Consider the following 25,316-nt stretch of genomic DNA (forward strand, 5'->3'; position numbering starts at 1 on the left):
GGTTTAGCCTTTATCTCGATAAGAAAAAACCTTTAAAGAAAGCAAGTTACCGAATATTGAGCAATAATAGAGGTAACGCTTTTATGTCGGAGATAAATTAACATGGCAAAAACTACGATACTCGCACTACAAGGACTTTCATGCTCTCACTGTGTTAACAGTGTAAAAAAAGCACTTGATGCTCGCAATGACATAGAACAGGCAACTGTGACTATTCAATACGCTAAAATTGACAGCGATGCAACTGCTGAAAGCTTAATCAAAACAATTGAAGACGCAGGCTATGAAGCAAGTGTAGCAACACAGCCTGATGTAAAATTAAGCCTAAGTGGGCTTAACTGCATGAAGTGTGTCGGTAAAACTGAAAAAGCATTATTAGCGGTTGAAGGTGTTGCCGCTGTTAATGTGACAAAAGAGTCAGCTGAAATTTTTGGTGACGCGACTGCAGATACTTTAATTGCAGCGATTACGGCAGAAGGCTTTCAAGCAAGCTTAGCGCCCACTGACAACGCAATTCATTTAACGCTATCTGGCTTAAATTGTGGTCACTGTGTCGCTTCAGTTAAAAAAGCACTAGAAAATACAGCGGGCGTTGAAACCGTTGAAGTTGAATTAACACACGCGAAAGTCACTGGTTCTGCAACCGCTGAAACCTTAATTACCGCCATTACAGAAGCCGGTTTTGAAGCACAACTTGCAGGTACTGATTTCCCAAAAACTGAGCCGCTGACGCAAACGCATGCACAACTGGAAGCATCGTCAGCGGCTGTTTGTGATATTCCAGTTGAGAATGCTGATATTGATAATGGTGCTGAAATCGATACTGACGATGACAGCAGTGTTCAGCTTTTAATTGATGGCATGACCTGTGCAAGTTGCGTAAGTAAGGTTCACAAAGCATTACAATCTGTTGATGGCGTTGAAAATGTGCGTGTAAATCTTGCTGAACGTAGTGCATTAGTGACTGGTGATATCGATCATGATGCACTTGTGACTGCCATTGAAAAAGCAGGTTATGGCGCTGAAATTATTCAAGATGATGTAAAACGCAGAGAACGTCAGCAAGAAGTTGCTGTTGCCAATATGAAACGTTTTCGCTGGCAAGCGGCATTGGCCTTAGTTGTTGGTATCCCAGTCATGATTTGGGGAATGATCGGCGACAATATGATGCTGACAGAGTCCAATCACAGCATCTGGTTAGGCATTGGTATTGCAACGCTGTTTGTGATGGTTGTTGCGGGTGGTCATTTTTATCGTAGCGCATGGCAGAGTTTAAAAAACCGTAGTGCGACAATGGATACCCTCGTTGCATTAGGAACAGGAACCGCGTGGCTCTATTCCATTACCGTGAACTTATGGCCAGAAGTGTTCCCCGTTCAAGCTCGACATCTCTATTATGAGGCCAGTGCGATGATTATCGGTTTAATCAATCTGGGTCATATGCTTGAGCAAAGAGCGCGCCAGCGTTCATCCAAAGCACTAGAACGACTATTAGATTTAACGCCACCAACAGCAAGAGTCATAACTGAAAATGGTGAAGTTGAAATGCCATTAGCTGATGTTAAACAAGGAATGACGTTACGTTTAGCAACAGGTGATAAAGTACCGGTTGATGGTGAAATTATCCAAGGTGAAGTATGGATGGATGAGGCAATGCTAACAGGCGAGCCAATTCCACAGCAAAAAACAGTGGGTGACACTATCCATGCTGGCACAACGGTTCAAGATGGCTCAGTGCTATTTAAAGCCGCCGCCGTGGGAAGTAAAACAACGCTTGCCCGTATTATTAAATTAGTTCGCCAAGCGCAAAGTAGTAAACCTGAAATAGGCCAGCTAGCGGATAAAATTTCAGGTGTGTTTGTACCTGTTGTCGTTGCTATCGCTCTTATTGCGGGTGCTATTTGGTATTTCTTTGGTCCTTCGCCACAAATTACCTATGCACTGGTGATTATCACAACCGTTCTTATCATCGCTTGTCCTTGCGCTCTAGGTTTGGCTACTCCTATGTCGATTATTTCAGGTGTAGGTCGTGCGGCCGAATATGGTGTGTTAGTTCGTGATGCAGATGCACTACAACAAGCGAGCAAACTGGATACTTTAGTCTTTGATAAAACAGGAACACTGACAGAAGGTATGCCTCAGGTCACTGAAATTCATACGTTCAATCAAGTAGATGAAACTCAAGCACTTGCATTGGCAGCATCGTTGGAAAATGGTTCTAATCACCCATTAGCTAAAGCCATTTTAACGCGAGCTGAAGGCATTGATTTACCTGAAATAAGCCAATTCCGCACGCTTGCAGGAATGGGATTAAGCGGTGAAATTAACGGAAAAATGGTGCTTTTAGGCAACCCTAAATTGATGCTTGAATCGGGTATTGATATTAGTGAAATTAATACACTTATTGACGCTCAAGCAGCAAAAGGCGTTACTCCAGTCTTATTAGCTCAAGAAGGTAAGATTGCCGCCCTTCTCTCTATCCGTGATCCACTTAGAGAAGATACAGTAAGTGCATTGCAGCGTTTACATAATCAGGGCTATCGCCTAGTGATGTTAACGGGTGATAATCCAATTACTGCAAATGCAATAGCAAAAGAAGCGGGTATTGACCAAGTGATTGCAGGCGTTATGCCGGAAGGTAAAGCACAAGCAATTACTGAACTTCAAGCCGAAGGGCGTCGTGTTGCAATGGTTGGGGATGGTATTAACGATGCCCCTGCATTAGCTAAAGCAGATGTCGGTATTGCCATGGGAGGCGGCAGTGATATTGCGATTGAGACTGCCGCAATCACGTTAATGCGTCATAGTTTACATGGTGTTGCTGATGCTGTTGAAATATCAAAAGGCACACTACGTAATATGAAACAGAATCTATTTGGTGCGTTTGTTTACAATAGTTTAGGTATTCCCATTGCAGCAGGTATTTTATATCCGTTCACTGGCACACTGTTAAATCCCGTGGTTGCCGGTGCCGCAATGGCACTGTCTTCAATCACTGTTGTGAGTAATGCTAACCGTTTACTGCGTTTTAAACCCAAGCAATAACACTTAACAACATATAAATAAATATTATATTTAAACCTCTTTTACTTATCGGTAAAAGGGGTTTTTTATTATTTATTGAACAATGATTATTAATATTTTCAAAAGGTTAAAAAAAAGCCGATATTTCTATCGGCCAGTCAAAGAGGAATTTCTCATTATACAAGAGAGTCATTACTCCGCCCTCTTAACGCTAGAATAGCAATATATTATAACTATTTCATTATTTTTTATTATTCATAAAATAAAGACCATATTGACATTAAAATTATTCTGATAATAAGGCTGTTTATTTATATCAATTAAAAAATTAACACTCAGAATAGATAAATGAAAAATCAACACCATTTTACTTTTAAAAGGATTTAAAATTGAAATATAAAAATATTTTTATCGCAACAATATCTATTATTTATTCTTCTTGTGTTTTTTCAAACACATTAAATCCGAACGTTTCTTCTGATTTAATCACTCCTGAATATGAAGAGCTTGAAAATAAAAAAAGCTATTTAACATCAACGATTTTTAATCAGATAGTTGATAGTAATTTAATTAATATAGTAAAAGGAATAAATAAAGATAAAGAAGCCTATGGTATTGAATTAAATAGTAGCGTAGCTAAAGATTTAGAAAAATACTTAAGAAGTCGAAATTTAACCGATTCTGCCGATCTTATAAAGAAAAATATCGTTAATAAAAATGGTTATATTGATATTCAATCTAACAATAGTGATTTAAAAATGGGAATAGTGGGTTATTTATTAGAAAAAGATTTATTGACCGAGAAAAACCGTAATGAAGTTATTAACCTAATCAAGCATGCGGAAACAATGATCTACAGTACTCAAGATAGTGCATTAACATTAGATGATCTAGAGTCTCCTGAGAGACTACATAAAATAGTCGATAATCTCAATACCAAAAACCGTTCTTTATTGTTATTAGAAAAAAACACAAAACAAGATCTAGCTCAAATGAGTCAATTACAAGAGCAAGATTATTCCTTACTTAAAAATTTAGTTTCAGACAATAAAAAAAGATTATCAGAAGATCTTCAAAATAATTCAGAAAAAATTAAAAACAATGAAAGTATAATTAAAAAAAATACCACTAATCTTGATAAAAACAATAATCTCATAGAAAAAAACACAACTGATATTGAGAAAAATACTCATGCTATTAATAGTAATGCTAGCAATATAAGAGAAAATAGAGATGATATTAGTGATATCAAAGAAAACTATATTGACAATTTAAATATCAATGGAAGCAATATTTCATTAAAAAGCCATTTTGCTACTCTTTATACTGAGCAATCAGTCTCAAGAAATGAATTTAAAACATTGAAAAGTGACTTTGAATATTTTAAATCTGACACCCAAAACCGTTTTTATAAAGTCGAAAAACGTGCTAATCAAGGTATTGCCTCTGTTGCTGCAATGAGCAATTTACCTTTTACCGATAACGCGACATTTAGCACCGCTATTGGTATCGGTAATTATCGTAATGCCACAGCCCTTGCTTGGGGTATGCAATATCGTATTAATGAAAATATTAAAGTCAGAGCATCTACAGCATGGAATGAAACCAATAGCTGGGTCTCTGCGGGGGGTGTTGGCATTAGTTGGTAGTCATTCAGCCTAAAGTAAAAACAGAGAAAGCTAAGTAAAGCTTCGTTTTCTCTGTTTCATTCAATCAAAAATCCGTTATGCTGAGGCTTAGTGATCGACACTTAAAGGAGCATATCAAATGACGGGTATTTTTCAGAAAATCAAACATTGGGTAGGCATAAAAAATACTGTCCATTACCCTTATCCCGCCGTTGATATTACGCTACCTAATAATATCTCTTTGCATCTTGTGGGCAGTATCCATATGGGTGTTCCCACAATGTCACCACTTTCCAATGTGCTTATTAACCAAATAAAAAATGCAGATGCGGTTATTGTTGAAGCTGATATTTCAACGGATGTACAGCCCTTTGATCAAGCCTCTCTTTTTAGAGAGCCTTTAGAAACGCGTTTAAATGAAACGCTTTTTTCTCAAATTACTCAATATTGTGAAGACCTCTCACTTTCTCTTTATCAAATTGAAAATAAACCACTTTGGCAAATTGCGTTAATTTTACAATCAACCCAAGCCATGCAACTCGGATTACAACCTCAACATGGCATTGATTATCAAGTCATTCAACATGCTAATGAACACAAAAAAAATATTATAGAACTTGAAGGCATTGAGAGTCAGGCCGCATTGTTATTGGATTTTCCTCATGATGGTCAACAATTACTCGAAGACACACTAAAAAATTGGCACGAGAACGCACGTACATTGCAAATCATGATCAATTGGTGGTTAAATTATAATAGTAGAGAGAAACAACCGCCGTTACCGAATACCTTTAGTAAAGCTGTATTTGATATCTTAATGGAAAGCCGTAACCAAAAATGGGTAAGCACGTTATCAGCATTACCTGCCGGTCGTTATGTAGTCACTGTCGGCGCTCTTCATTTATTTGGCGAAGAAAATTTGATCGATTTATTAACATCCCAAGTATAAAAATATTGTTCTAACCTTATAAGTAGGAATAACTATGACTCCCGCTGTAAATTTACTGGAAAAACAAAAAATCAAATTTACCCTTCATCCTTATGAGCATGATGCTAATGTCCATAATTTTGGTGATGAAGCTGTTGAAAAATTAGGTTTAGATAATCGCCAAGTATTCAAGACACTTTTAGTTTCTTTAAATGGTGATGCTAAAAATCTTGCTGTGGCAGTAACACCCGTTTCTGGTCAGTTAGATTTAAAACTCGTTGCTAAGTGTTTTAAAGCCAAAAAAGCAGATATGGCAGATCCCCAAATTGCACAAAAGGTCACGGGTTATTTAGTGGGTGGAATTAGTCCACTAGGTCAGAAAAAACGCTTACCAACAGTGATTGATGAACAAGCACTTGAATTTGACACTGTCTTTGTTTCGGGTGGTAAACGTGGCTTAGATATTGAATTATCAGCAAAAGATTTAGGCTCTGTATTAGGCGCCCAATTTGCACTTATTCGTAAAGAGTCATAACCCATAATGATTTTTTATTTTAAGGCTCTCCCTCAAAATAAGAAATTAATGTGATTTAAACTCAAAATAAAAGGCGACATTAAATGTCGCCTTTTGTCTATTAAGCATGGCTAGTAAGATTTATTTTTTGTAAACAATTTCGCCTTTAGGTTCGAAATCATCAGCTTTCAATGGAGAGTGTGATTCGATATAACCTTTTAATACTTCAGCATCAACGAAACCAGTATTTACATAACCTGGGTGCGTATCAATTTTCGGATAACCGTCACCACCAATACCGTTAAAGTTGAGTGTTGCCATACGGTAAGATTTTGTTTTATCTAATGGTTTACCCGCAATTTTAACATCGCTAACTTTACAGTCTGCATCTACTGTTAAGCTAACATTGTAGAATTGCGCATAAGCACCAGAGTCAACTTTCATACATGCAACAGCTGATAAATAAGGCTCGACTTCTTCACCTTTAAAATCAACATAAACCAGTTCGTTCGCGAATGGTTGAACTTTCAGAACATCTTTGTAAGTGATATCACCAGATTCAATAGAATCACGAACACCACCACCGCTCATAATGGCAAAGTCTGCATTCGCACGTTCAGCTTGAGCTGATAATAATAGGCGTGCCATATTGGTTTGAACAAAGCGAACTTTACTACGATCACCTTCTAATTTACCAACAACCTCACCCACTTTAACATTCAGTTGCTCGCCACCTTTTTCTTGGTAAGGTGTCAGCAGTTTCATCATTTCAGGGTTATGAGGAATTTCTTTTGTATAGTAAACAAGCTCAGTTGTACCGTCGTCCTTCTTCACTTTCTGATTTAAGTTGATTGGGATTAATTGGTAATGTTTTAACGTAAACTCGCCATTACGGAATTCGAAGTCTGCACGACCAACATATTTACCCCATTCATGAGCCTGAACAATCCATGTACCATTTTGGTTATCTGGAGCACAAGGTGTTCCTGGTACATAATCAGCTTGTTTGTAGTTTTTATTCTCTTGAGACATACAAACAGGATCTTGTGAGTGACCACCCACAATCATATCAAGGTAACCTTTTGGTAACGCACGCGCCATTTCCACATCGCCCGGTGCGTTAGAGCCGTGATTACCATCATCGTAGTGACCCATATGAGTTGCTGCGATAATAATGTCTGGTTTTTCCGTTGTACGCAGTTCTTCTACAACTTTTTTAGCTTCATCAGAAGGTTTGCGGAATTCAGTATCAGGGAAGTTTGCTGGATTACCAATACGCACAGTATCATCAGTCGTTAAGCCTAATACTGCAATTTTTACACCTTGCTTATCAAAAATGGTGTAAGGCTTGAATAAACGCTCACCCGTACTTTTTTGATAAATATTTGCAGATAAGAATGGGAATGTTGCCCATTTTTCTTGTTGGCGTAAAACTTCTAATGGATTATCGAATTCATGGTTGCCAAGTGCCATTGCATCATAACCGACAAGATTCATACCTTTAAAATCAGGCTCAGCATCTTGTAAATCAGATTCTGGTACACCCGTATTGATATCACCACCTGATAACAGCAGTACGCTACCGCCTTTTTTAGCCACTTCATCACGAATGTTATCAACAACCGTTTTTTGTGCCGCTAAACCATATTCGCCATGATCGTTATGCCAGAAATGGCCATGGTGATCATTGGTATGCAAAATAGTAATTTCGTAGGTTTTATCCTTTTCCCATGCCTGAGACATCGCAGGTGCCATCGCTAAAGAAACTGTCAAGGCGCATGCTGATAATTTAAAAGATAAGCTCATGGTATATCCCCATGTATATTATTTATTGAGAAGGTTCTGCCATGGTTCTACAGTAGAAAAAGAAGACAGAAGTTAAACAGTTTTGCTGTATTTTATGACGTAGGTTATATAATTTTTTTATTATTTCATTGATCCAATAGTTTTTTTGAGACATGAATCAAACTCTATTTCTCACAAAAGCACTCAACTCCAAATAGATGTAAACTAGACCAATAAAAATAGAAACAATTTATTAACAAAATAATGTGACAGGGAATTAAAATGAGCAATGCCGAACCAACGCTTCCCATAGAAGAAACTGACGTTTTACAACGAAAAGCCAATAAGCGTAATACGGTTTTTAGTATTTTAACTGCTATCAGTTTTTCACACCTTCTCAATGATATGATCCAATCATTGATATTAGCTATTTATCCTATGTTGCAATCTGAATTTTCTCTCAGTTTTGTGCAAATAGGAATGATAACGTTGACGTATCAAATTACAGCATCCTTATTACAGCCTTTTATTGGTCTTTATACTGATAAATATCCTAAGCCTTACTCATTACCTATTGGTATGGGTTTTACGCTAACAGGGCTTGTTCTCCTCGCCTTTGCTGATACATTCCCAATGTTATTACTTGCAGCAGGATTAGTCGGTACAGGCTCTTCTGTTTTTCATCCTGAATCATCTCGTGTTGCAAGGATGGCATCAGGTGGAAGACACGGGCTGGCACAATCACTCTTTCAAGTTGGGGGCAATTTAGGTAGCTCTTTAGGTCCTCTTTTAGCGGCTTTACTGATTGCTCCTTATGGCAAAGGCAATGTCGGTTGGTTCTCCCTTGCGGCATTACTGGCCATTATAGTGCTATTACAAGTGAGCCGTTGGTATAAAATTCAACAAGAAGCTCAGAAAAAACAACCAATAGTGCTAAACAACAAAGCAATATTGCCACGTAAAGCCCTTTTTGGCTCTTTAGCCATTTTACTTATTCTGATTTTTTCTAAGTATTTTTATCTTGCGAGCATCAGTAGCTACTATACTTTCTATTTAATACATAAATTTGGCGTTTCAGTACAAAATGCACAAATCCACCTCTTTGTTTTCCTCTTTGCTGTCGCCGCTGGCACCATGATTGGTGGTCCCGTAGGCGATAAGATTGGCAGAAAATACGTTATTTGGGGATCTATTCTTGGTGTTGCGCCTTTTACGCTGATACTCCCTTACGCTAGCCTTTACTGGACTGGCGTACTTACTGTATTCATTGGTGTGATTTTGGCTTCAGCATTTTCTGCTATCTTAGTTTATGCTCAAGAGTTAATTCCGGGTAAAACAGGCATGGTTTCAGGGCTTTTCTTCGGACTTGCTTTTGGGATGGGAGGGATTGGTGCAGCGGTCTTAGGATATGTTGCTGATCAGAAGAGTATTGAATATGTCTATCATATTTGTGCTTATCTCCCACTATTAGGTATTTTCACCATTTTTCTTCCTAATATTGGGGTGGATAAAACTGAATAGCTTGTAATTATCCCTGTTATCTAAATGAACTAGTAACAGGGTATTTCTTACTTTAAAAGATAAGACTGATTAAAATAACATAAAAAAGTGCATTTGCATCAAAAAACTCAATCAACTTGCTATTTTTATAAATAATCGATAATTTTTAGCGAATTTATTGCATGAATACGTTAAACTATCAGCCTGCTATATTACTCGCCCCCCGATACATGTAGTTTTATAAAAAGAAGGAGAATTGATGCCGCATTCAACACCCCTCATTACCACCATTGTTGGTGGGTTAGCACTTGCTTACATTTTAGGCATGATCGCTCAACGGCTAAAAATCTCACCTTTAGTAGGATATCTTGCTGCGGGTGTACTCGCTGGTCCATTTACTCCCGGCTTTGTCGCTGATACATCTCTCGCTCCTGAACTCGCTGAAATTGGCGTTATTCTGCTTATGTTTGGTGTAGGTTTACACTTTTCATTAAAAGATCTGATGGCAGTAAAAGCCATCGCTATTCCGGGTGCTATTGCCCAAATTACAGTAGCAACACTATTAGGACTCGGATTATCAGCATTTTTTGGCTGGGGCTTATTTAGTGGCATTGTATTCGGTTTGTGCCTATCAACGGCAAGTACCGTTGTTCTTTTGCGCGCGCTTGAAGAAAGAGGCCTGATTGATAGCCAACGAGGTCAAATTGCTATTGGTTGGTTGATTGTTGAAGACTTAGCAATGGTGTTAGCCCTTGTTTTACTCCCTGCTATCGCCAATATGCTAGAAAGTAGCGATCAAACCAATATTTCTCAACTCATGATCAATTTAGGTATCACCATCGGTAAAGTGATAGCCTTTATCTTAATCATGATGATTGTTGGTCGTAAGCTTATTCCTTGGATTTTAGCTAAAACCGCGGCAACTGGCTCTCGTGAGCTATTTACACTAAGTGTACTCGCCCTAGCTTTAGGTATCGCTTATGGCGCTGTAACCTTATTTGATGCTTCCTTCGCATTAGGGGCATTCTTTGCGGGTATGGTGCTGAATGAGTCTGAATTAAGCCATAGAGCGGCTCAAGATACTTTACCGCTGAGAGATGCTTTCGCGGTGCTGTTCTTTGTGTCTGTCGGCATGTTATTTGACCCAATGGTATTAATTGAGCACCCTCTTGGGATCTTAGCAACACTGGCTATCATTATTATTGGTAAATCAGCCGCTGCATTAGTTCTTGTACGCATGTTTGGACATTCCAGACGTACCGCCTTAACTATTTCAGCCAGCCTTGCTCAAATTGGTGAGTTTGCCTTTATTCTTGCTGGTCTTGGTGTGGCGCTAAACGTTTTAGAGCCAGATGCACGTAATCTTGTTTTAGCCGGTGCTTTAGTCTCGATTATGCTAAACCCAGTTCTGTTCTCTTTATTAGACCGTTATCTGGCAAAAACAGAAACCAAAGAAGAAATGGAACAGCTACAACAAGAAGAACTGGAAGAAGAGATGCCTGTCCCAGTTGATATTTGTGGTCACGCCATTATCGTCGGTTATGGACGTGCAGGAAGTATGCTAGCTGAAAAATTATTAGCTCAATCTATTCCATTAGTGATTATCGAAAATAGTCGTAATAAATTTGCTGAGTTAAAAGAGAAAAGTTTAAACACCGTACTGGGTAATGCATCGACTAAAGAGTCACTTGCTTTAGCCCGTATTGATTGTGCAAAATCTTTATTACTGACGATACCTAATGGTTATGAAGCAGCTGATGTCGCTGAAACGGCAAGAAGTATGAACCCTGATTTAAATATCATTGTTCGCGCCCATTTTGACGATATTATCGTGCGAGCTAACTATGATGAAGAAGCTTCTTTTATCCTTGAAAAAGGTGCAAATCACGTTGTTATCGATGAAGATCAAACAGCATCTGCAATGGCGGATATGCTAATTAAAGAAGTTGAATTTGGTTGTGCTATTGATGATACACCTGAAAATGGTCAACAAATCATTGCACCAAGTGCAGCGCAATAATCAAACACAGGTAATCACTTAAATCCATAGAATTTAAGTCAATAAAAAACCTATCAATAAATGTTGATAGGTTTTTTTTATTTCACACTGATAAAACAAGACTTAGAAACAATATCAACTTAACGTTCCCAATAAGCTTCTTCCAAGCTGTCTTCTTTTTCAGGTAAACCGCGCGTCAAGCGTGGAGAATGCTGGCTTAACACTTGATAACTCACTCGGTTAGCATATTTACATACTTGCGCTAATGATGAGTAAGTTAAATAAGTCCGAGGATGCTTACTTGAATTTGGCACATTAATGCGATGATAGCTATTTGCTGTAATATCATGCAGTAATGCTGATAATGCGGCATCACCCGCACCATTTGTATTCATGATCTTTTCAGGGCCACCCATATAAGGTTCTATATGAGAATAGACTTTCTCTGGCTCTTCACAATCTTTACGACGCATTGCTCGACTAAATTCATAACGATTAAATTCAGCAATCGCACCCGGTAATAAAGGATGTGTGGTTTGGCGCTTAAAGTCGTGTTCTGTATAACCGCCCATATAAAGACCCGCAGGTCCCGCAGTACAAAGCACTAAATCAACCCATTCTAAAGCGACATCAGAAGCCAACAGAGGATCTGCATGCCCGGTTAATTCAAAAGCTTCATCTTCATTCATGGCGACAACAGAAACGTGCTCTTTTAAGAAATCACGCCACCATTGTGGATCATCGGCAATAACATATTTTGTACCAAGGGTGAGAACGACAGGCACATCATATTTTTTCGCATACTCAATCGCTTTCATGGTTGCTAGCGGCATCGGTTCACCAGGTTTACAGCGAACTAAGTAAGCCGTTAACACCAATGCGGAGGCTTCTGCAATCACCTCTTCCGGAATGCTTTCAGGTCTAAGTTGATTCATTTGACCGGGGCTAATAGCAAATGTGCGTTCACCATTTTCCGTGATCAGCGTAAAGCAGCGCCCAATAGCACCATCAACACCTTGGAGGTAATTGAGATCAGTACGGCTAGAGGTGTTACATAAATAACGATAAGCATAGCTACCAATCTGAATGTTATTACACATAGTGCCTAATAACACAGAGCGGTCGTCAGCCAATACAGAATAGTTATGTAGCGTATTACCAATAGTGCCACCAGCAAATTCGTGTGTTATCAGATTATTATCTGTTAACTCACGATAAAGTGCCTCTGCGACATCATCTTCAATAACAAGAGAGTGTCCCTGACTCAAGTTATAACGGTTAATAAACTCTTCATCAACTTTCGCTTCAATATCAACCAATGTTTGGTCAATACCCACGATATAAGCGCGAGAGGATTCGCTCTCCGTCATATTGATGATGGGTTGTAATAGAGGATCTCGTAAACTAACGGGAAAATAGTGTTTGGATTTTCGTTTGCCAGGGAATTTCATTGTGAACGATGCTACACAGCTAAAAAAGATGCGCAATGTTAACACAATATTATGGGAGAGACAGTAGGTGTACGTCAGTACACCTACTTATTTAAAGATATTTTTATGCGGTTTTACGACGGCTTCTTGCCATATAGCTCAGTAAAACACCCATAACAGACAGAATGAAACCAACAAAAGCGGCACCAACTAAAATCAGAGCGCGTTTAGGTGCGTCTTTTTTAGTCGGTTCGTAAGGCTTCAACATATATTTGAACGGTACAAATTGAAGCTCGTCTAATTTCACTTTTTCTAACTGTTTCATATTATATAAGCGGTTTTTCAGATCAGCGCTCACTGTTGTTGGATCAGTGATAGCTTCAGTAATCGCTAATTTACTTGTTAAAGCATCAGAACCCATGGCAATCGAATAATCAGGATCATCTTTAATTTGTGCGCCTTCACTGGAAATAGGTTTTTTCACTCCAGCGGCATTAGCAATTTCTAACGCATATTTTAAACGTTGCACATTTACATTACGCGCATTAGCGATACGCTCTAAATCCATTTCATAGGCTTTTTGCGCAAAACTTAATTTACGTTCAATTTGGTCATCAATTTCGTCTTTTACTTCCACGCGTACTTTGGTAGAAATAAAGCGAATATAACCAGAAAGTAAATCGTAAGCTTCTTCAGAGGTTGGGGCGGTAAAGCTTAAATTGATTTCACCACTAAACTCTTCTTCACTGTTTTTACTATCTGAAGCTTTTAAATTAATGTCTTTGGTGACAATTTCTTCAATTAGTTTGCGCTGATCCAATGGTGTTGGATTTTCCATTTTAGCCAGCAAACTTTTGTAATAGTCTGTACTTATTAAATATTCTTCACGTAAAACACGAGAGTTATAGTTATTGATAAACTTTTGATAAACAGATGAGCCATTCACACCAGTATCAACATCCACCAAGCTAAGTTCGGTCAATGTGGCTCTTAATTGCTTCATTTCATCAAGCATTGGCTTGGTAATTGCAGCTTGGCTCGTCCATTTTTGTGGTAAAAAGCTTGCAACAGTAAAGCCAACGATAGCAAATAATAACGTGATACCAATAATGACAAATTTTGATTTATAAATAACAGAAAATAATTCAAAAAGATCGATTTCATCATTCTGTTTTAGATAGAAATCCTCAAACTGCCCTTTATCAATTTCTGAAGATTGTGGTTTTGAAAGCTTACTATTCATTTTCCTGCCTAAATTTAGGTAATGCAGTGTCCGTTTATCAGCACTTTTAGCGATTTCCACTAAAAGACTTAAAAAATGAGAAAAGATAAGTTTATATATAACTGAAATATGATCAAATTAATATATCACCAAATCCGATAATTTTATTTATTGAATTCAGCAATTATTTTTTGCATACCTCTCGGATCATCGCTTCTAACAAGTCGATATGCTCTGGAGCATCATTTAATGCAGGAATGTATTCATACTGTTTTCCACCACCATGCATAAAGAACTCTCGGTTCTGTTCATTAATTTCTTCTAATGTTTCCAAACAATCAGATGAAAATCCCGGGCATACAACCTGCACATGTTCAACCCCTTCACTTCCCAGCTTTTCCATCGTTTTGTCCGTATAAGGCGATAACCAAGGTTCACGGCCAAAACGTGACTGGAATGTCAACATGACTTGCTCTTTAGGATAACCTAATTGCTCCTCTAATTGTTCTTTCAGTTTTTCTGTTGTGAGACAACATTCATCATAATAAATATCACCTGTTTTGATAAAACGCTCAGGAATACCATGGAAAGAGAGAATTAAGCGATCGGGTTTACCATATTGCTGAAAGCTTTTCTCAATAGAGGTGACCAGTGCTTTGATATAAAGCGGATGTGTAGGATAACTACGAATAAAGTGAAGAGAAGGCATTGTACGCATGTCTTTAAAAATTCGACTGACACCATCAAATACCGCGGCAGAAGTAGAGCAAGAGTATTGAGGGTAAAGTGGTAACAAAATAATGTTATCAACGCCTTGTTGTAATAGTTTTTCAACCCCTTCATTTAGTGATGGATTGCCATAACACATCCCTAACTCCACGGGGATATTAGGTAATCGCTGAGCAACAGCGCGTTGTTGCGCTCGGCTAAAAACTAAAAGGGGGGAGCCATCATCCATCCAAATCTGTTGATATAACTTAGCCACTTTAGGTGAGCGAAACGGTAATATCGCCCCTTGTAATATTGGTTTCCAAATCAAAGGAGAAACATCAACAACACGAGGATCGCTAAGAAATTGAGCCAAATAACGTCGAACAGCCCCCGTTGTCGGCGCATCAGGTGTGCCAAGATTAACCAAAAGAACACCATACTGAGCATTATTCATACTATGACTCCTTAGAGTTATTTTATTAGGATAACCAAAAGGTAGAAGAATAAAGGAAAATAATGGATTGTGCTTGTCAATTTATTGGATCGTGCTTTTTATCTCATCTTCTTATTTTTAAGATAAAAAAATCCCGGCTCTACCGGGATTAATCATCACAATGACGAATTAGCCAAGGATACTTTTCAGTTCAGCGTTAATTTCGCTTACTTTTTGTGTACCATCAACTTTGAAGTATTTCGCATTGTTTGCTTTAGCTTCATTTTGGTAATAAGAAACTAACGGTGCAGTTTGAGTATGGTACTCAACTAAACGTTTACGAACCGTTTCTTCTTGGTCATCTTTACGCGTTGTTAATTCTTCACCCGTCACGTCATCACGATTTTCCACTTTAGGTGGATTAAATTTCACATGATAAACACGGCCTGATGGTGCGTGAACACGACGACCAATAATACGATCAACAATAATTTCATCAGGTACAGCGAATTCCAGTACGAAATCCACGTTGATACCCGCTTCTTTCATTGCATCAGCTTGTGGAATTGTTCTTGGGAACCCATCCAACAAGAAACCATTACGGCAATCGTCTTGTTTGATGCGCTCTTTCACTAACGCAATAACTAATTCATCAGTCACTAACTGACCATTGTCCATCAGTGCTTTTGCTTTCAGTCCTAGTTCTGTACCTGCACTTACTGCCGCACGTAACATATCACCAGTTGAAATCTGTGGGATACCATAGTTTTCTTTAATGAATTGAGCCTGAGTGCCTTTACCAGCGCCTGGAGCGCCTAGCAGAATGATACGCATCGCGTAAATCCCCTTGCATTTAATTTTTTATATTTAAACTCGAAAACGCATTACCATACCATTTTGTGAGGTCATCGCTCAACAAATCACGGTAGCGATTGCATTTTATTTTTTATCGAAAAAGAAAAAACCACGCTCTCTTTTCAGATAAACGTGGTTTAAATGTTTGAAAACGAAAACAGTTACGCTTTTTGAACTAACAGTTTATTCACTAAGCGAATAAACTGGTTTGGGTCCTCTAAAGAGCCTCTTTCAGCAAATAAAGCCTGATCCAGTAGTAAATTTACCCAATCGGCAAACAGTGCTTCATCTGTGAGTTCTGCTGTTTGTTTCACTAATGAATGATTAGGGTTCAGCTCAAAGTTGTATTTCACTTCTGGCACTTCTTGTCCAGCGGCTGCAAACAATTTGGCCATTTGTGTTGTCATTTCATCAGCACTGGTGGTCACAATTGCCGGAGTATCTGTTAAACGATGTGTTAATTTCACATCTTTAACTTTATCCCCTAATAAGGTTTTAATGCGTTCAACAAAAGGCGCTAATTGTTTATCAGTTTCTTCTTGCTCTTCTTGCTTCTCTTCATCAGCAAGTTTATCAAGAGATTCATCTGCTTTACTGACAGACTGGAATGATTTGCCATCAAACTCAGTCAGGTAATTCATCATCCACTCATCAATACGATCAGATAACAGCAGTACTTCGATACCTTTTTTGCGGAACAGCTCTAAATGAGGGCTGTTTTTCGCAGCAGCATAGCTATCAGCAGTGATGTAATAGATTTTTTCTTGCCCTTCGACCATACGGCTAACGTAATCTTCCAGTGAAACAGTTTGAGCATCACTGTCGTTATGCGTTGACGCAAAACGCAGTAATTTTGCAATAGTTTCAATGTTAGATGAGTCTTCTGCCGGACCTTCTTTTAAGACTAAACCAAACTCTTTCCAGAATGCTTGATACTCTTCTGGCTTGTTCTCTGCCAATTTTTGTAACATTTGCAATGCACGTTTGGTTAATGCGCTACGTAAATTACGTGTAACAGAGCTATCTTGTAAAATCTCACGAGAAACGTTTAGTGGTAAATCATTAGAATCCACTAACCCACGGATAAAACGTAGGTAATTAGGCATAAACTGCTCAGCTTCATCCATAATAAAGACGCGCTGTACATACAGTTTTAAACCATGACGTTGTTCGCGGTTCCATAAATCCCAAGGCGCTTTTGAAGGCACATATAATAAGCTAGTATACTCTTGCTTACCTTCTACTCGGTTATGTACCCAGCTTAATGGATCTGCAAAATCATGAGAGATATGTTTATAAAACTCTTTATACTCTTCATCACTCACTTCAGCTTTATTACGAGTCCACAGCGCTTGTGCTTTATTAATTTTTTCCCATGTTACTGTGCCGTCTTCTTCATTTTTCGTTTCAATTTCAACGGGCAGAGAAATATGGTCGGAATATTTACTAATAATGCTACGCAGGCGCCAATCATCTAAATACTCATCTTCACCTTCACGCAAATGAAGCGTAATTTCAGTACCACGATCAGCTTTTTCAATATCAGCAATGGTGTAGTCACCTTCGCCTTCAGATCCCCAAAAAACACCCTTATCTGCGCTTTCACCAGCAGCCCGAGTGCGTACTGTCACTTTATCTGCAACGATAAACGCAGAATAGAATCCAACACCAAACTGACCAATTAGTTGGCTATCTTTAGCTTGATCTTGTCCGATAGATTCTAAGAATGATTTTGTACCTGATTTTGCAATAGTACCGAGATTATCAATGACTTCATCACGAGTCATACCAATACCATTATCACTGATAGTCAGAGTACGCGCTTCTTTATCAGTGGAAATGCGCACATGCAACTCGCCGTTATTTTCATAAAGCGCAGCATCTGATAATGCACGGAAACGCAATTTATCAGCCGCATCTGATGCGTTCGAAATCAATTCGCGAAGGAAAATTTCTTTATTGGAGTAAAGAGAATGGATCATTAATTGAAGAAGTTGTTTAACTTCTGACTGAAATCCTCTTGTTTCCTGACCTTTCATACTCATTTTTACCTCAATTAATCCTAATTTGGCGAAAAAAATCAATATGAATAAAAAGTGGGGATAGTTAAGCAAGTTTCAAGGGTTGAGTAAAAAATTAAGCTAATAAAAGTGATTACACATCTTATATGATTAAAGTTTGAGCCAAAATAATACTTGCTGTCTATTTTTAGCTGTATATTTTATTATACAGCGATATTAACTTAGGTTTATGACTATGAAAGCATTATTACAGCACTGTTTATTAGGTATTGGCTTACTCTCCCTCTCTTCTTTTTCTTATGCAGATAGACAAATCGTAGACCAAATTGGTCGCACCGTTACCATTCCAGACAAAGTAGAAAGAACGGTGGTTTTACAACATCAAACACTAAACTTACTGGTTCAACTTGATGCAACGGATAAAGTTGTTGGAGTGATGTCCAACTGGAAGCAACAACTTGGTGATGGGTATGCACAATTAGCACCATCGCTAGAAAAAACACCTAAAGTTGGCGATCTCACCAGTTTTGATGCTGAAAGCTTAGTCAAACTGCAACCTCAAGTCGTCTTTGTCACCAATTATGCCCCTAAAGAGATGATTGATAAGATTTCTGCATTGGGTATTCCTGTTGTTGCAATTTCATTACGTAAAGAGAGTAACGACGATAAATCAAAGCTTAATCCAACATTACAAAACGAAGAACAGGCTTATAACGAAGGGCTAAAAGAAGGGATTTTATTGATTGGTGATATCGTCAATAAATCAGAAAATGCACAAGCATTAGTTAACGATACCTTTAAACAGCGTGAGCAAGTTAGTCAGCGCTTACAAAATATCCCCAAAGAACAACGCGTCCGTGCCTATATGGCCAATCCTGACTTAACCACTTATGGCTCTGGCAAATACACCGGGCTTATGATGGAACATGCAGGTGCTTTCAACGTCGCAGCGTCAACAGTTAAAGGGTATAAACAAGTTTCTCTTGAACAAATTATTGATTGGAACCCTGAAGTTATCTTTATCCAAGACAGATACCCTCAAGTTGTTGATGAAATCAAACAAGATGCTCGTTGGCAAGTGATTAGTGCAGTTAAAAATAACCGAATTTATTTAATGCCTGAATATGCAAAAGCATGGGGTTATCCAATGCCAGAAGCCATGGCAATCGGTGAATTGTGGATGGCAAAAAAACTCTATCCTGAAAAATTTAGCGATATTGATATGCAAAAAGCCGCTAATGATTGGTATCAAAAATTCTATCGCACTCAATATCAAGGGAAGGAATAGGATATAACACTATGACGTTTTCCCTTTTTGCAGCAGGTAGCTTAAAAACGACACTACCTGCTTTTATTGAGCATCATCAGCAAAAAACAGGTGAAAAGTGGGCGCTTACATTTGGACCTGCTGGACTTTTGCGTCAACGGATTGAACAAGGGGAAACCTGTCATTTGTTTCTTTCAGCGGATGAAAGTAATGCAAAGCAATTAATTGATAAAGGTTTCGCTCTACAATATGCCCCTTTTATTGCCAATCAGCTTTGCATTACCGCTCGTTATACTGCTGTAAATAAAGAAGATAACTGGCTTAGTGTATTATCAAATACCGCATTAAAATTAGCGATATCTACTCCTAAAGCAGATCCATCAGGGGATTATAGTTGGCAACTATTTGATAATATTGCGCAAATTAATCCACAGTTAAGTCAGGCATTAAAAATGCGAGCGCTTTCTTTGGTTGGAGGTAAGCATTCACTTATTATTCCTCAAGGTAGGATGGCTGCACACTATTTAATTGCCACACATCAAGCAGACGCATTTATTGGTTATCAGCACTACCAAGCACAATTAAGCCAATTTCCTGAATTAAAGATATTCGATATTCCAAAGCCTTTTAATGTTACCGCACACTATTGTGCAACACTTATTCATTCTCAGGCTTATAGTTTATATCAGGAGATATAATCTCCTTATGCTAAAGCGCATTTTATTAAAGCAGGGTTTTTACCGCTAAGTTAAGTTCCCTTTTTAGCGGTAAGTCACCTTATGTTATATCGTTATTTTGGGGCGTCACTGGCAATAATAGCCTTGGCACCTGCTGTTGCTTCATCCAATGCATGTTTTATTGTATCAGCATGAGCAAGCACCACACCTAAACGGCGAGTGCCAGCAATTTCAGGCTTAGCGAAAAGGCGAATTTGACGATTTGCCTTCAACGCTTTTTCAATACCAGAATATACGATATTTGTACTATAAAGCGCCGGTAAAATAACCGCTGATGCGCAAGGACCTAATTGGCGAATTCCACCAATGGGATAGCCTAAAAAAGCACGCACATGAAGCGCAAACTCTGATAAGTCTTGAGAAATTAGTGTCACCAATCCTGTATCATGAGGGCGAGGTGAGACTTCATTAAAGAATACCTCATCACCTTGAACAAATAACTCAACACCGAATAAACCATAGCCTCCTAAGTTCTCAACCACTTTACTCGCAATATGCTGTGCTTTGGCAAGCGCGATATCACTCATTTTTTGAGGTTGCCATGATTCACGGTAATCTCCTTTCTCTTGTCGATGACCAATAGGGGCGCAAAAATGGATACCATCAACAGCATGAATAGTCAGTAACGTTATCTCAAAATCAAACGGGATCATTTTCTCAACGATCACGCGCCCTTTTCCCGCTCTCCCACCTTCTTGAGAATAAGTCCAAGCGTGTGATAAATCGCTTTCACTACGAATAACACTTTGCCCTTTTCCGGATGAGCTCATGACAGGTTTTACAATACAAGGGAAGCCTATTTCTAGTGCTGCTTTTTTAAAGCTCACTTCATCATCAACAAATTGATAGTTCGATGTAGGTAAATGCAGTGTTTCCGAGGCTAAACGACGAATACCTTCTCTATCCATTGTTAGTTTTACAGCACGGGCGCAAGGAACCACTTTTTGCCCCGCTTGCTCTAATTCAACCAGTAACGTTGTTGCAATAGCCTCAATTTCAGGAACGATAAAATCAGGTCGCTCTTGTTTAATAACTTGCTTTAATGCATCGCTATCAAGCATATTTACAACATGATGACGATGAGCAACATGCATAGCAGGAGCATTGAGATAGCGATCAACGGCAATCACTTCAATTCCTAAGCGTTGGCATTCTATCGCAACTTCTTTGCCTAATTCACCGGCACCCAATAACATCACTTTTGTTGCACTTGCCGTAAGAGCCGTACCCAGCACTGTCATTTTTTATCCTCACCATTAATAAAAACCGCAACTACGCAAACGATTGCTTTGATATAGCATAGCGGATTTAGCTTGATAGAAAAATAGCTAGACAAAAAAATAATCAGGCAGAGAAATAGAGAAATAGAGAAATAGAGAAATAAAAACATTACATCGTTTGGCTACGTTTTCCTTTTTGAATTTTTAGATAATTAAGGCGTTTGCGGATAAGTGCTAAGATACAACATAAAAGCCCTAACCAAATCAGTGAGAAACTCACGCCTTTTACTTCATCAAAAGCTTCATGGAATAAGAAAACAGCCAGTAAAAATTGAATGGTTGGTTCAATATATTGAGCTAATCCGATGACAGTTAATGTTGTTCTCTTAACTGCGGCGGTAAAAAACAATAACGGCAGTATAGTGACCGGAGCTGTTAGAATATAATAAAAACGAGTCAGATTATCTGCAGAAGGTAGTGCGCTTTTCTCTGTAATCAACAGCCAAATAGTGGCAGCTATGGCTAATGGCAGCAACCAAAGTGTTTCCATAAACAAAGACGTGATCACATCAAAACGAATAAACTTACGGATCAAGCCATATACAGCAAATGCGCCCCCCATCATGATAGCGAGTACGGGTAATTCACCGTACATCCACAATTGATAGCCCACACCGGCACAAATTAAGGTAACAGCCCATTTTTCTGCTGGATTCAGCTTTTCTTTAAGAAATATGACGCCTAATAAAATTGAGAAAAGTGGATTAATAAAATACCCCAAGCTCGCTTCTAATACTTGTTGATGAGTTAATGCATAGGTAAATGTACACCAAGAAACGGCCATAGCCATTGAGCTAAATAGACACATAAAAACAGAGCGCTTATCTTGTAAAACAGCGCGCCATCGTGTTCTATTTTTAATAAAGAGTCGGACGAGTAATAAAAGAGGGATAGACCAGATCAAACGCTGAGCCAGCATTTCTAATGGCTGCGCTCCGGGTAACAGCCGATAAAACAGAGGGGTTATTCCCCAAAGAATATAAGAAAAAATGGCTAATACCGCGCCCGATTGAGCCAACATTTAATGTTCCATCAATAAAAGTCAATAAGATTGAATATCATACGCTTAAAATAGACAGAACAATATGATCATCATCGCTGATTGATTGATCAAACATCAGTGCGACGGCATAGACAAGATAAAAAAATCTCCACAAATAACCACTCCGAGAAAAGTCGTTATAAATGGAGAAAAAAAGATACCATTAAGGGAAAACCGTGGTAAAAACCACAACCAGAAAAAAGGGTAAGTTGTTAGAAAATCTCCCTAACATGTAAAGGCGGTTGCTGCTGAACAAAATCATGTAATTTTTTACGACTTGGTGCCGCTGCTATCGCCCCTTTTTGAGTGGTGGCTAAAGCGCCACAAGCAGCTGCTTGCGTTACTATTTTTGATAAATATTGTTCATCTTCAGCAAAACCATATTCAGCAAGCGCAGCTAACAGACCTGACATAAAGGCATCGCCAGCACCTGTTGTATCAATACATTCAACGATAAAGGCACTAAATGCGACTTGCGTATTTGGCGTTAAAACTAAACAACCTTTAGAGCCTTGGGTGATCACTTTTAAACGAGCGGGATAATCTTCTAATTTTTTAAGTGCATTATTCAATGTCACTTCTTGTGTCATCCACGTAAGCTCATCTTCTGATAATTTTAAAATGTCAGCTTTATGCGCATAATTATCGATAATTTCGCGCATTTCCTCATGATCACGCCACATTTGAGGACGTAAATTAATATCAAAACTCAGTAGTGAACCGCTTTCTTTAATATTTTTGATTGCACAATCTAAGGTCGAGCGACAAATGGGATTCACTAATGCTAAAGAGCAAAAATGCAAAATATCTTTTTCAAACGCAGGTAAAGATTTTTCTGTTAAAAATTGATCAGCAGACTCAGCAACTAAAAAAGTAAAATCACGCTCACCATTTTCTTGTAAAGAGACAAGAACAGTACTGGTACGATGAAATTCATCAAATTCCATTGTCCGAGTATCAACGCCCAGATCAAACAATGTTTTTTGCATAAAATGGCCGAACGCATCTTCACCGACACGTCCAATAAAACCACTTTGTTGACCAAGCTTAGCAACGCCCGCAGCAACATTGACTGGCGCACCACCAGCACATGCTTCATATTGCATGTTTTGCAATGGGATCAAGTCAACAACAGCGTCACCTAAAGACCAGACTTTCATAATCTCTCCTGAAGATAAGCAATTATTTTTCTTAACTATATTCTGTTTTTATGACTATTCATAACGAATAAGTAAAGATATTGCTCGTAAATCCACACTGATAACGTTAACATAATGAGATAAGATGATAAAGTCAATCTCATACATCGTATTTTTTTCACTCTAAATGTTATCGTTAACAACAAGAGTCATAGTGTGATTACGTCTGTTCTTTACCCTTTATATGATCTTAAAAACACACTAATAACTCTGAAATATAATAAGGATAATGATATGAAACACCGCTTAGAACAATCAACAAAAGCCTTAAATACCTTGATTGAAAAACGAGGCAATAAATTTTATCCCCAGTTTCATTTGGCAGCACCTGCGGGCTGGTTAAATGATCCTAATGGTCTTATTTATCATGATGGTTTATATCATGCCTTCTATCAGCACCATCCTTATTCTCAAGATTGGGGACCAATGCATTGGGGACATGCCACAAGTGCCGACATGATCCACTGGCAGCACCAACCTATTGCGTTAGCGCCGGGAGATGACTACGACAAAAGTGGTTGTTTCTCAGGATCAGCTATTAGCCATGAAGGTAAACTCTATCTTTTCTATACCGGACACAACTGGTTAGCTGCTGAAGGAGATGATAGTCAAATCTATGAAGCGCAATGTGTTGCTGTTAGTGAAGATGGTATTCATTTTGAGAAAAAAGGGATCGTTTTAGAACCCCCTAAAGGTTATATGCATTTTCGTGATCCTAAAGTTTGGTATCAAGAAGGCAAATGGTGGATGGTTGTGGGCGCTCGTGATGAAAAAGATCAAGGACAAGTCCTACTCTTCTCTAGCGAAACCTTATTTGAGGAAGGGCAGCAGTGGAATAACGATTACACTGTTTTAGGAAAAACGGATGATAAAAATGTCTATATGTGGGAGTGCCCTGATTTCTTTCCTATCAGCCAAGAAAACGAATTTGCGATCGTCTTCTCACCACAAGGTAAACGAGCCGAAGGCTATCAATATCGCAACCTCTTTCAATCAGGTGCATTAATTGGCCAGTGGTCGCCAAATCAACCTTTTAAACCACAAGGGCATTTTATTGAACTTGATAATGGGCATGACTATTATGCGCCACAATCATTTATGACACCTGATGGTCGTCGCGTTTCAATGGGATGGATGGATATGTGGAATTCGCCAATGCCTTCGAAATCTGAATTTTGGTCTGGCTGTTTTACACTCCCTCGTGAAATCACATTTGATAAATCGAAAAATCGCTTACGCATGATCCCCGTTAAAGAAGTCGAATCATTGCGCCAAGAAAAACAGACTATTCAACCATTAACACTCAGTAATCAATCTATCGAGCTAATAAATAATACTGCCGCTATCGAACTCGACTTAACGTTATCTTTAGACAGTCATGCTGAAAAATTTGGTTTATGGCTAGGTGAAGGGCTAGAGCTATTTGTTGATAATCAATCACATCGTTTAGTTCTTAACCGCCATTATCCTCAGCACAATATGAGTGGTGCTAGAAGTATTCCATTACCTGAAGGTTGTGAATTGAATTTACGTATTTTCATTGATCGTTCATCAATTGAAATCTTTGTAAACAAAGGTGAATTCACCTTTAGCAGCCGATATTATGCTCAACAAGATGCTCAAACTTTACGTCTTTTTGCCATGAATGGTGATGCAACACTGATTGATGGTCAATATTGGCAGCTAAATAGTATTTACTGATATTGAGAAAAGAAAATAAGTAAGAAGTAAGTAGTAAGAC

At 38.4% G+C, this 25,316-nt stretch carries 18 protein-coding genes; 9 read left to right on the forward strand and 9 right to left on the reverse strand.

The window, feature by feature from the left end; genetic code table 11:
• Window positions 1–102: 102 nt before the first annotated feature.
• The 4 genes from copA to ybaK all read left to right on the forward strand — a co-directional run bounded on the left by copA (window position 103) and on the right by ybaK (window position 6,115).
• Window positions 103–3,045: a copper-exporting P-type ATPase CopA gene (copA, locus tag QQS39_RS14600; RefSeq protein ID WP_285804803.1), complete on the forward strand. Its 2,943-nt coding sequence runs from the start codon at window positions 103–105 to the stop codon at window positions 3,043–3,045.
• Between the two features lie 368 nt (window positions 3,046–3,413).
• Window positions 3,414–4,673 (forward strand): YadA C-terminal domain-containing protein, encoded by a 1,260-nt coding sequence (locus QQS39_RS14605; protein ID WP_285804804.1) that lies wholly within the window; start codon window positions 3,414–3,416, stop codon window positions 4,671–4,673.
• A gap of 118 nt (window positions 4,674–4,791) precedes the next feature.
• Complete coding sequence (locus QQS39_RS14610) at window positions 4,792–5,601, forward strand: TraB/GumN family protein (protein WP_285804805.1); 810 nt, start codon at window positions 4,792–4,794, stop codon at window positions 5,599–5,601.
• A 34-nt stretch (window positions 5,602–5,635) separates the two neighbouring features.
• Window positions 5,636–6,115 carry a Cys-tRNA(Pro)/Cys-tRNA(Cys) deacylase YbaK gene (gene ybaK / locus QQS39_RS14615; protein WP_151435901.1) on the forward strand — a complete coding sequence of 160 codons (480 nt, stop codon included), beginning with the start codon at window positions 5,636–5,638 and terminating at the stop codon, window positions 6,113–6,115.
• Between the two features lie 120 nt (window positions 6,116–6,235).
• Here the strand turns inward: ybaK and ushA are convergent, their stop codons facing one another.
• Entirely contained in the window at window positions 6,236–7,900 is a 1,665-nt protein-coding gene (gene ushA / locus QQS39_RS14620) for a bifunctional UDP-sugar hydrolase/5'-nucleotidase UshA (protein ID WP_151435902.1), read from the reverse strand.
• A 261-nt stretch (window positions 7,901–8,161) separates the two neighbouring features.
• Here ushA and QQS39_RS14625 point away from each other — a divergent pair, with 261 nt between their 5' ends.
• Together QQS39_RS14625 and ybaL are read left to right on the forward strand one after the other, a co-directional pair.
• A complete protein-coding gene (locus tag QQS39_RS14625; protein ID WP_285804806.1) occupies window positions 8,162–9,400 on the forward strand; it encodes an MFS transporter in 1,239 nt (412 codons plus the stop codon).
• A 238-nt stretch (window positions 9,401–9,638) separates the two neighbouring features.
• A complete protein-coding gene (gene ybaL, locus QQS39_RS14630; RefSeq protein ID WP_151435904.1) occupies window positions 9,639–11,399 on the forward strand; it encodes a YbaL family putative K(+) efflux transporter in 1,761 nt (586 codons plus the stop codon).
• A gap of 119 nt (window positions 11,400–11,518) precedes the next feature.
• Here the strand turns inward: ybaL and QQS39_RS14635 are convergent, their stop codons facing one another.
• From QQS39_RS14635 to htpG, 5 genes are all read right to left on the reverse strand, one after another.
• On the reverse strand, window positions 11,519–12,829 hold the full coding sequence (locus tag QQS39_RS14635; protein ID WP_285804807.1) for an inosine/guanosine kinase: 1,311 nt from the start codon (window positions 12,827–12,829) through the stop codon (window positions 11,519–11,521).
• Between the two features lie 103 nt (window positions 12,830–12,932).
• Complete coding sequence (gene wzz(fepE) / locus QQS39_RS14640; RefSeq protein ID WP_151435906.1) at window positions 12,933–14,051, reverse strand: LPS O-antigen length regulator Wzz(fepE); 1,119 nt, start codon at window positions 14,049–14,051, stop codon at window positions 12,933–12,935.
• Between the two features lie 163 nt (window positions 14,052–14,214).
• A complete protein-coding gene (gene hemH, locus QQS39_RS14645) occupies window positions 14,215–15,195 on the reverse strand; it encodes a ferrochelatase (RefSeq protein WP_151435907.1) in 981 nt (326 codons plus the stop codon).
• A 168-nt stretch (window positions 15,196–15,363) separates the two neighbouring features.
• Window positions 15,364–16,008, reverse strand: a complete 645-nt coding sequence (adk, locus tag QQS39_RS14650; protein WP_109371369.1) for an adenylate kinase — start codon at window positions 16,006–16,008, stop codon at window positions 15,364–15,366.
• A gap of 182 nt (window positions 16,009–16,190) precedes the next feature.
• Window positions 16,191–18,068, reverse strand: a complete 1,878-nt coding sequence (gene htpG, locus QQS39_RS14655) for a molecular chaperone HtpG (protein WP_196735987.1) — start codon at window positions 18,066–18,068, stop codon at window positions 16,191–16,193.
• 217 nt (window positions 18,069–18,285) lie between these two features.
• On the opposite strand from htpG, the gene QQS39_RS14660 reads away from it, so the two are divergent.
• Both QQS39_RS14660 and QQS39_RS14665 read left to right on the forward strand, forming a co-directional pair.
• Entirely contained in the window at window positions 18,286–19,338 is a 1,053-nt protein-coding gene (locus QQS39_RS14660; RefSeq protein WP_285804808.1) for an ABC transporter substrate-binding protein, read from the forward strand.
• Window positions 19,339–19,349: 11 nt separating this feature from the next.
• Window positions 19,350–20,015: a substrate-binding domain-containing protein gene (locus QQS39_RS14665; protein ID WP_285804809.1), complete on the forward strand. Its 666-nt coding sequence runs from the start codon at window positions 19,350–19,352 to the stop codon at window positions 20,013–20,015.
• Window positions 20,016–20,107: 92 nt separating this feature from the next.
• Here QQS39_RS14665 and purT read toward each other — a convergent pair whose 3' ends face one another.
• The 3 genes from purT to QQS39_RS14680 all read right to left on the reverse strand — a co-directional run bounded on the left by purT (window position 20,108) and on the right by QQS39_RS14680 (window position 23,536).
• Window positions 20,108–21,295 carry a formate-dependent phosphoribosylglycinamide formyltransferase gene (purT, locus tag QQS39_RS14670; protein ID WP_285804810.1) on the reverse strand — a complete coding sequence of 396 codons (1,188 nt, stop codon included), beginning with the start codon at window positions 21,293–21,295 and terminating at the stop codon, window positions 20,108–20,110.
• 148 nt (window positions 21,296–21,443) lie between these two features.
• On the reverse strand, window positions 21,444–22,355 hold the full coding sequence (rarD, locus tag QQS39_RS14675) for an EamA family transporter RarD (protein ID WP_151435913.1): 912 nt from the start codon (window positions 22,353–22,355) through the stop codon (window positions 21,444–21,446).
• Between the two features lie 233 nt (window positions 22,356–22,588).
• Complete coding sequence (locus tag QQS39_RS14680; protein WP_151435914.1) at window positions 22,589–23,536, reverse strand: PfkB family carbohydrate kinase; 948 nt, start codon at window positions 23,534–23,536, stop codon at window positions 22,589–22,591.
• 273 nt (window positions 23,537–23,809) lie between these two features.
• Here QQS39_RS14680 and QQS39_RS14685 point away from each other — a divergent pair, with 273 nt between their 5' ends.
• Window positions 23,810–25,276: a glycoside hydrolase family 32 protein gene (locus QQS39_RS14685; protein WP_285804811.1), complete on the forward strand. Its 1,467-nt coding sequence runs from the start codon at window positions 23,810–23,812 to the stop codon at window positions 25,274–25,276.
• Window positions 25,277–25,316: the final 40 nt, after the last annotated feature.

It is taken from the genome of Proteus appendicitidis, assembly GCF_030271835.1.
Classification (GTDB): Bacteria; Pseudomonadota; Gammaproteobacteria; order Enterobacterales; family Enterobacteriaceae; genus Proteus; species Proteus appendicitidis.

What these genes read in the sequence shown, in the direction of transcription:
- purT (WP_285804810.1), bottom strand. Translation starts at nt 21,295, where the DNA reads ATGACAGTGCTGGGTACGGCTCTTACGGCAAGTGCAACAAAAGTGATG.
- QQS39_RS14665 (WP_285804809.1), top strand. Translation starts at nt 19,350, where the DNA reads ATGACGTTTTCCCTTTTTGCAGCAGGTAGCTTAAAAACGACACTACCT.
- QQS39_RS14635 (WP_285804807.1), bottom strand. Translation starts at nt 12,829, where the DNA reads ATGAAATTCCCTGGCAAACGAAAATCCAAACACTATTTTCCCGTTAGT.
- ushA (WP_151435902.1), bottom strand. Translation starts at nt 7,900, where the DNA reads ATGAGCTTATCTTTTAAATTATCAGCATGCGCCTTGACAGTTTCTTTA.
- QQS39_RS14660 (WP_285804808.1), top strand. Translation starts at nt 18,286, where the DNA reads ATGAAAGCATTATTACAGCACTGTTTATTAGGTATTGGCTTACTCTCC.
- copA (WP_285804803.1), top strand. Translation starts at nt 103, where the DNA reads ATGGCAAAAACTACGATACTCGCACTACAAGGACTTTCATGCTCTCAC.
- QQS39_RS14685 (WP_285804811.1), top strand. Translation starts at nt 23,810, where the DNA reads ATGAAACACCGCTTAGAACAATCAACAAAAGCCTTAAATACCTTGATT.
- ybaL (WP_151435904.1), top strand. Translation starts at nt 9,639, where the DNA reads ATGCCGCATTCAACACCCCTCATTACCACCATTGTTGGTGGGTTAGCA.
- QQS39_RS14680 (WP_151435914.1), bottom strand. Translation starts at nt 23,536, where the DNA reads ATGAAAGTCTGGTCTTTAGGTGACGCTGTTGTTGACTTGATCCCATTG.
- QQS39_RS14610 (WP_285804805.1), top strand. Translation starts at nt 4,792, where the DNA reads ATGACGGGTATTTTTCAGAAAATCAAACATTGGGTAGGCATAAAAAAT.
- QQS39_RS14625 (WP_285804806.1), top strand. Translation starts at nt 8,162, where the DNA reads ATGAGCAATGCCGAACCAACGCTTCCCATAGAAGAAACTGACGTTTTA.
- adk (WP_109371369.1), bottom strand. Translation starts at nt 16,008, where the DNA reads ATGCGTATCATTCTGCTAGGCGCTCCAGGCGCTGGTAAAGGCACTCAG.
- htpG (WP_196735987.1), bottom strand. Translation starts at nt 18,068, where the DNA reads ATGAAAGGTCAGGAAACAAGAGGATTTCAGTCAGAAGTTAAACAACTT.
- hemH (WP_151435907.1), bottom strand. Translation starts at nt 15,195, where the DNA reads ATGAATAATGCTCAGTATGGTGTTCTTTTGGTTAATCTTGGCACACCT.
- rarD (WP_151435913.1), bottom strand. Translation starts at nt 22,355, where the DNA reads ATGTTGGCTCAATCGGGCGCGGTATTAGCCATTTTTTCTTATATTCTT.
- ybaK (WP_151435901.1), top strand. Translation starts at nt 5,636, where the DNA reads ATGACTCCCGCTGTAAATTTACTGGAAAAACAAAAAATCAAATTTACC.